The organism is Coleofasciculus sp., from assembly GCF_046539235.1.
GTDB lineage: Bacteria > Cyanobacteriota > Cyanobacteriia > Cyanobacteriales > Coleofasciculaceae > Coleofasciculus.
Genome location: NZ_JBKHHI010000343.1, coordinates 1 through 7,231, shown reverse-complemented (window position 1 = coordinate 7,231; position 7,231 = coordinate 1). Strand labels below are relative to the sequence as shown.

At 46.8% G+C, this 7,231-nt stretch carries 5 protein-coding genes; 4 read left to right on the top strand and 1 reads right to left on the bottom strand.

Annotation, left to right across the window (positions count from 1 at the left end):
* Nucleotides 1-77: 77 nt before the first annotated feature.
* Nucleotides 78-2,774: a CHAT domain-containing protein gene (locus ACLFWI_RS23335; RefSeq protein WP_446414913.1), complete on the bottom strand. Its 2,697-nt coding sequence runs from the start codon at nucleotides 2,772-2,774 to the stop codon at nucleotides 78-80.
* A gap of 258 nt (nucleotides 2,775-3,032) precedes the next feature.
* Between ACLFWI_RS23335 and ACLFWI_RS23330 the strand changes: the two genes are divergently transcribed.
* The 4 genes from ACLFWI_RS23330 (at nucleotide 3,033) to ACLFWI_RS23315 (ending at nucleotide 7,020) form a co-directional block, all read left to right on the top strand.
* Nucleotides 3,033-3,221 (top strand): hypothetical protein, encoded by a 189-nt coding sequence (locus tag ACLFWI_RS23330; RefSeq protein ID WP_446414912.1) that lies wholly within the window; start codon nucleotides 3,033-3,035, stop codon nucleotides 3,219-3,221.
* 258 nt (nucleotides 3,222-3,479) lie between these two features.
* Nucleotides 3,480-4,397, top strand: a complete 918-nt coding sequence (locus tag ACLFWI_RS23325) for a hypothetical protein (RefSeq protein ID WP_446414911.1) — start codon at nucleotides 3,480-3,482, stop codon at nucleotides 4,395-4,397.
* Nucleotides 4,348-5,019, top strand: a complete 672-nt coding sequence (locus tag ACLFWI_RS23320) for a response regulator transcription factor (RefSeq protein WP_446414910.1) — start codon at nucleotides 4,348-4,350, stop codon at nucleotides 5,017-5,019. Before ACLFWI_RS23325 ends, ACLFWI_RS23320 begins: the two co-directional genes overlap by 50 nt.
* Nucleotides 5,020-5,115: 96 nt before the next feature.
* A complete protein-coding gene (locus tag ACLFWI_RS23315; protein ID WP_446414909.1) occupies nucleotides 5,116-7,020 on the top strand; it encodes a CHASE2 domain-containing protein in 1,905 nt (634 codons plus the stop codon).
* The last annotated feature ends 211 nt before the right edge of the window (nucleotides 7,021-7,231 follow it).

Here is a 7,231-nt window from a genome sequence, read left to right as displayed (position 1 = left end):
CTAACACTCCGCTATCGTTCCGTTCAGAATGACAAATTCTGACCGACAAATTCTGACGGTGCGAAGTCTCCACCCAATCACAGCCAATTCCCAATCAGAACAAACGGTGCCCAATAAGCAGGATGATTATATTGCCCCTCCGCTGCAATCAGTTCTAACTGCGCCTCCCGCAACGCCTCAGCTTTACTCGTGTCTGCATCCAGCAAGCGTTCATAAAAATGAGTCACCAACTTAACCGTAGACGTATCTGAAATAAACCATAATGACGCCAACGCGCTTTTCACCCCAGCTTGCACCGCCACCCCCGCTAAACCCAGCGCCGCCCGGTCATCCCCCACCGCCGTTTGACAAGCCGTGAGTGCCAGCAGTTCCACCGCCTCAGAACCCACATTGATGCGGCGCAGGGTTGCCTCTAAATCAATGATAGTCAGCTTACCATTGTCTCCCGTCACCAGAAATGTATCCTCTGGCTCTGTACCAAACTCCCCATGGGTGGCAATATGAATAATTGGGTAAAGGGTTTGGCTGAGTTCCTGTTGTAAGCGATCGCGTGTAAAATCTTGATCAAGGAGTCCCTTACTCCCCGGCATTTGAGCCTTAACTTGACTGACTTCTTTACCAACGTTACTCAACGCGGGAAACTTGCGACCGTCCACAACCGCCTCCTTGGTTAATCCGATGATCAGCGCCCGTAGCTGTTCACGGTCGAGTGCTTTCTTTTCAGTTAGAGTTAGACTGGGAGTCGTGGCAATGGCATACTTTTGCACCAAAAATTTCTCCCCGTCATGAAGTGCTGCCATGGGAATGCTACGCAAGATACCATCTTGGATAAATACCAGCGTTTTGACCTGGGCTTGTTCTAAGTCAGAGGCGAAGGGACGAATCAGCCAATCATACAGCTTTTGGGCTTGGGTAGGGTCATAAACGAAATCCATAAATCTCTCCAATTCCCGGCGAAATTCATTGATTTCCTCAATAAGCGCCTGACTATCGATATCTATCCACGCTGACCGTTTTTCGCCGTTGGGGAGACTGACGAGAATAGCAGTACGGTCTTTCAGAATAATTGTACTAAAAACAGCCGTGGCGGGACTAAAATCAACTGAGTCATTTAAATTAAGGGCGGCTATGACGCAATCATTGCCAAAATAATTTTGCAGTTCTGCCAACTTCAGAGAATCAATTGTTCTCAGGGCTGCACTGAGTTCCTTAGTCCGTTCCATGGGTTCAATAGAAGGCAAAGAGGCTTGTTCAAGGCGTAACTGTGCCAACTCCCGATAAATGGGATTAATCGCATCCCGAAAGTCAAGTTGCACGTCTCGATTGGCGGTGAGAATATCGCTGCGGATAGTTTCTAGGGTGGTAACAGCTTGTTCGTAAGCCATTACAGCTTCAGACGCTTTCCCCTGTGCCTTAAAGATGCGTCCCGCTTGCCATTGCCATAAATACAGACTATCTTTGCCAAGTAAATCTTGGTTGGCACTCAATTGAGCCTGTTGCGTTAAGTTGAGGGCTTGGGGGTAATCCTGGCGGCATTCATAAAGTTGTCCCAGCTTACCCAGCGCAAAGGATTGGGCGCGAGAATCATTGAGGCGTTGGGCAATGGAGACAGCTTGCTGTAGGAGTTCAATGGCTTGGGGTTGGTGTTGAAGCTTGAGACATTGAGTCCCGGATGAGGTATCTTCAGCCCCCGTAACAGGTTGGAGAAGATTAGCTAAATCAATCGCTGCATAGACTTTATCACGAGAATCGGGGAGTTGAGCCAAGAGCGATCGCGCTTCGGTCAATGCAGCCGCCGCCGATGAGGGGTTGCTAGTCCGGTACAATACTGAAATGGAGTTAACCAGTCCCCGCATTTGCCCTCGTTGGTCATTCTCCGTCCGGGCTACCTCGATACTATCCTGGAAATAGTCCAATGCTTTGGCATCATTACTCAAGGCTTTTTGTCGGAATTCCTCGGCTTTGGCGCTATCTCCTCTGGTGTCAGCTGACTCAGCACGACGATAATTCACTAAAGCTAGACTATTGTAGGCATTGCCAAGACTATTAAGGACAGAAGCGAGATAAACTGGATTGTCGAGTTCGTTTGCGATCGCTAAACTCTGCTCTAAATTGGCAATGGCTTGATCATACTCCCCCCGATGGCGATAAGCATTACCCAAACTCCCCAACGCCGCCGCTTCTCCCAAAGCATCTTGTTGTTGGCGCAGGATTTGCAACGCACTATCTGGATTACAGGGATTCTCACGTTCCGGGAGATGGCATAAAATCGTAATTGCCCGTCGATTCTGCCCCAACTTGCTGTACGCTTGAGCTAGTTCCACCCGCATCCGCCCGACTTGGGTTTGATTTCCCATCTGGCGATAAACGGCTATTGTTTCAGACCAATAGTGAATCGCGCGATCGATTTGACCGATTTGCTGATAGGCTCGTGCTAAGTTTTCTAAGACCAGGGCTTGTGCTGGGGAATTATTGGTGGTTTGATAGGCATCCAGGGCTGTTTCCCATTGCGCGATCGCACCCGTAATATCTCCTGCCTGATATAACTCTACACCTTTTTGCACCCATTGACTCACCGAGACAACAGCCTCGGAGGGAACAGTAGACAAGGAACGGGGAATGGTTAATTTCTGCTTCCTCATACCTTGGTTTGAAGCCTCCCTTTTCAGAGGGAAAGAGGTTTGGGCGAAGTCTAAATCCGCTTCCCAACCCATCACTATTCCCTGTTTCCCGTTCCCCATTCCCTTGAAGTCAGGAGATTGAGCAACAGCCACGTTTCCCCATTGTACCTGCCAAGGGGTTGAGGAAAGATGACCCAGCCCTAGGCAGAGAGCGAAGCTACAAAGGAATAGAACGAACAGAAGGCGACGAACACAGAATTTGTGGTGTCGGCTTGGCATAACAGTCTTCTTTAAAGCCTTGATGAACCGTCTGGGAATACAAGATGTCCGTTTCTGGTAATCATAGCTGTACCTGTGTGCAACTGAGTGATCCAATTTGGAAATGGACTTAACCCAAAGAGCAGGGCTGTTATGATTAGAACGCCATCCTGCCAGCAGGCACAAGGAAGTAGCCAAATCTCGGTAGTTACAGAAATCGCCCTGACGATGGGCTGCGATCGCGCCCCGTTTGAAGGAAAATACTCAGCGGTTAAATCCTCTTCACTCGAAATGGTGTTTTTTGCAGTTTTCGGCAAACGGATTGGCAGGATTGTGTCATAGATGAATCCAAAAACGGCAAGCAATTTGGTAAATTTCAGTAATGGACGACGGCTCTAAGACTTCTAGTATGGACTTGAAACGCTTTTAAGGTTTAAGGTAACCTGCTGTGAGCTAAAAAGCACAGCTAACTGTACTGGCATACAATCAGGTGAAGCTTTTCGTCTTCTTGTTCCTGCTATCCCGCTTACGCAAGGAGTCGGTGCTGCGCTCTCTCTACTCGGGTCTGAATCCACTAATCCAAAAATTGATGATCCCAAAATGGTTGATGTTTCCTATTTTATAGTCCTAGAGAGTATCGTTTTAAGTGCTGGTGCAGCCATCTCACTGGGGGTATTCCTATCCTACTCTAGGGCGCGGCGAGCCTTACGATGGTGGGAACGCAGGCGAGGGTTTCAACTGTATTGCGAAACTGAGCGAATTCGTAATGGCTTGTTGCAAGAGTCATTGGCGATGCGTCGCAGCTTAGAGTTATGGCTGGGAGATACTCATGAGATTTCCTTAGAGCATGTCCGAGACTGGTTAAAGGGGATTGAAAAGTTCCATCATTCTCTGGGACAATTGAGCGATCGCCTATCGCCTCCTTTTGTTGAGGAAAGTTTGCCCCTAGCCATCCAGTATTTGCTCGAACTGTGGCAAACCTACAATCCTCACCTTAACATTCAGATGGAACTGCCGGGAGATTGGCAGGATGAGTCTCCTGAGTACTCTCGAGTGATTTTAATCGCCTTAGACGAATTACTGCGAATTACCTTATCCCAAGGAGGTACATCCCATTGGAGCAACGACACCGACACCCAAGGCGTACTCAGAGGGTTTCAACAATGCCAGACTGAAAAAATTGGTATGCTTCCCTCAGAGGTGTTCACTCAACTATCGATTCATGTCCGCTTACAGAAACAGGGGAAGTTCGGTGATATTAGAGTTCAACTCTCTTATCCTAATGAATCAACAGTGGTCTGTCCATCTACTCTCAAAGATTTAGACTATCTTAAGGAAGCTTTTCACTTTGTCACCGGCGGACAGTGCTTTTATAAGAGAAAGGAGTTGATGGTAACGTGGCACTTCCGTTGGCAATCACCCCAACCTCAGCTCCCAAAATTAACCCTAGACTGCGATGGATTTGAATATGAGTCTAAAATCACCAAAGCTAGTCAAGTCAAAAATTCTCGTGGTTGATGATCACGAAGCTGTCTTGGATGGAACTGTGAATATGCTGACAAAGCAGTACCCAGAAGCCGATGTGATCACCGCTCAAACCGCACGAGGCGCTCAACAACAAGTGGAGGGCGCTCAACCTGATTTGGCGATTCTGGATCTTTCTATTCCAGAGCAACCTGGAGACATGGCGCGAACGGAGACAGGGATTCAACTGTTGAGAACCTTGATGGAGCAGTATTCCACCCTGAATATTGTGGTTCAAAGCGCTCATGTCCGCTCACTGGTGCGTCTCAAACCTGCGATCGCGACTCATGAAGGGGGTTTTACTATCGTAGACAAAAGTCTGCCCCTCCAGGAAATGTTAACTAAGGTTGATTGGGCGCTTCAGGGAGTGGTTTACACGCCCAGAGAGATGCGAACGGGGTTGGAAGTTAAGCCGGAATGGTTGGAACTGTTGACCCTAGCTTTTCAAGAAGGATTACAGGATAAAGCGATCGCTCAGCAGATGAATATTGCTGAACGAACTGTGCGTCATTATTGGACGAAGGTTCAAGACGCTTTGGGTGTTTATCCGGAACCGGGGAAAAATATCCGGATTCAAACCCAGATGCGTGCTAAGGAGGAGGGTTTAATTGATTAGTTATTGGTCATTGGTCATTAGTCATTAGTCATTTGCTCCCCAGACGCGCCATGGCGCGTCTCTACATGCTCCCTAATTCCCTATTCCCTGTTCCTTGTGCAGCGTAACCTTTGGCGAAACATTCAAGCGGAACTTGCCATCTGGCGGATCGGGGCTTTGCCAGGATTGATTATTATTGGACTGGTCATGCTGGCTCGTCTGACGGGTTCGCTACAATTTTTGGAATGGGTGGTGCTGGATAATTTTCTGCGGCTGCGTCCAGCTGAACCTATCGATGAACGAATTGTGATTGTTGGGATTGATGAAGGAGATATCCAGCAGATAGGAACGTATCCTATTCCTGATCAAGATATTGCTGAACTCCTGAGACTATTGCAGAATTATCAGCCGAATGTCATTGGTCTTGATATCTTTAGAGACTTACCCGTTGAGCCAGGTCATGCTAAATTGGTTGAAGTATTTAGAGAGAGCAAAAACTTAATTGCGATTGAGAAAGCTTTGCGCGATCGCGAGGGGTTTACTGTTAGTCCACCACCCGATTTGCCCCCTGATCAAGCTGGATTTGCTGATGCGGTTCTGGATAGGGATGGTTATCTCAGACGCAGCCTGCTTCGCATTTCTACTCCCCAGGGAGAGCGTAAATTGTCTCTGACGCTACGTCTGGCTCAAGCCTATTTATCGAGTCAAGGAATTCCCCTAGAACAGGGGATTCATGACCCAATGGCTATCCGGTTTGGTTCCACTGAACTGACTCAGTTTCAACCCAATTCTGGGGGATATGTGAGAGCCGATGCTGGCGGAAATCAGATTTTGCTTAATTTTCGCGGTGGTCGAGAACCGTTTAGAGTCATCTCACTTAGCGATATCAAAAGTGGACATGTTGAACCGGATTGGATTCGCGATCGCATTGTCTTAGTTGGTATAACCGCTGCTAGTGTCAAGGATATCGTAAATTCGGCGGCGATTACGGGTGTTAACCCCAAACTGGTTTATGGGGCGGAAATTCAAGCTCATGCGGTGAGTCAAATTATTAGTGCTGTTCTGGATGAGCGTCCCCTTTTGCAGGTTTGGTCAGATGGATGGGAATATTTGTGGATTTTTGCCTGGGGGTTTTTAGGTATTAGTCTGGGTCGGCTATTTCAATCCCCCTTAAAGATTCTGATGGGATTGGGAATGGCTAGTGTGGGATTAATCGGTATTTGTTATTTCGGGTTGATTGTCGGGTGGTGGATTCCCCTTGTCCCGGCAATTCTTCCTCTTGTTTTTAATGGTGCTGGACTCACCGCTGGGTTATTCTATCGACATCAACAGGATTTGAGGTTACGGCTGCAAGAGCGGCAATTTATTATTGACCATACATTTGATACCATCCACAATGGACCGTTGCAAAGATTGGCAAGGATTTTAAGCACGGCTCAAGAAAACCATTTATATTCTGAATTGTTGTTGTCTGAACTGAAACAGTTAAACCAAGAGATTCGCACAGTCTATGAATCCGTTCGCCGAGAAACGTTAACTCAAGGAGAACATATTTATCTGGGCGGTAATTTAGAATTAGATTTACAGACGCCAATTCATGAGATTCTTTATCAAGTTTACGATAATACGATAACTCGTGATTTTCCTTGTTTTAAAACAATTAAGGTTAAAATTAATAAATTTGAACCTCTAGAAAGTCGATATTTAAGCCTCGACCAAAAGCGGGGGTTGTGCCGATTTTTAGAAGAAGCGTTGTGTAATGTAGGGAAATACGCTGTCGGGGTGACTCGTCTGAGTGTAATTTGTACTCAAGAAAACGGTGAGAATGTTCTTCGCATTATCGATAATGGAGTAGGTTTAGAGGCATTATCTGATAACTTAGATCAATCTCGAGGTCGGGGAACGCAGCAGGCAAAAAATCTGGCTCGACAACTGCGAGGAACGTTTCGGCGGTTTCCTAATTCTCCCAAAGGAACCGTTTGTGAATTAACCTGGTCTGTGGCAAAAGCGTGGTTCTGGTAAGCTACTGCTATAAGCTATAAGTTTTGGCACGGCGATTAAAATCACTGCTACACAAACAAAGTCCGCCTACGCGGACTAGGTTATAACGGGGATTGCTAATCCGGATTTTGTATCAATTGTCATGGGTAAGAGTTTCAATTATGTTTACATAACATAATAAGTAGGTTGGTGGAAATAAACTCAACCATATTAAGTTATGTTAACAAGCCTC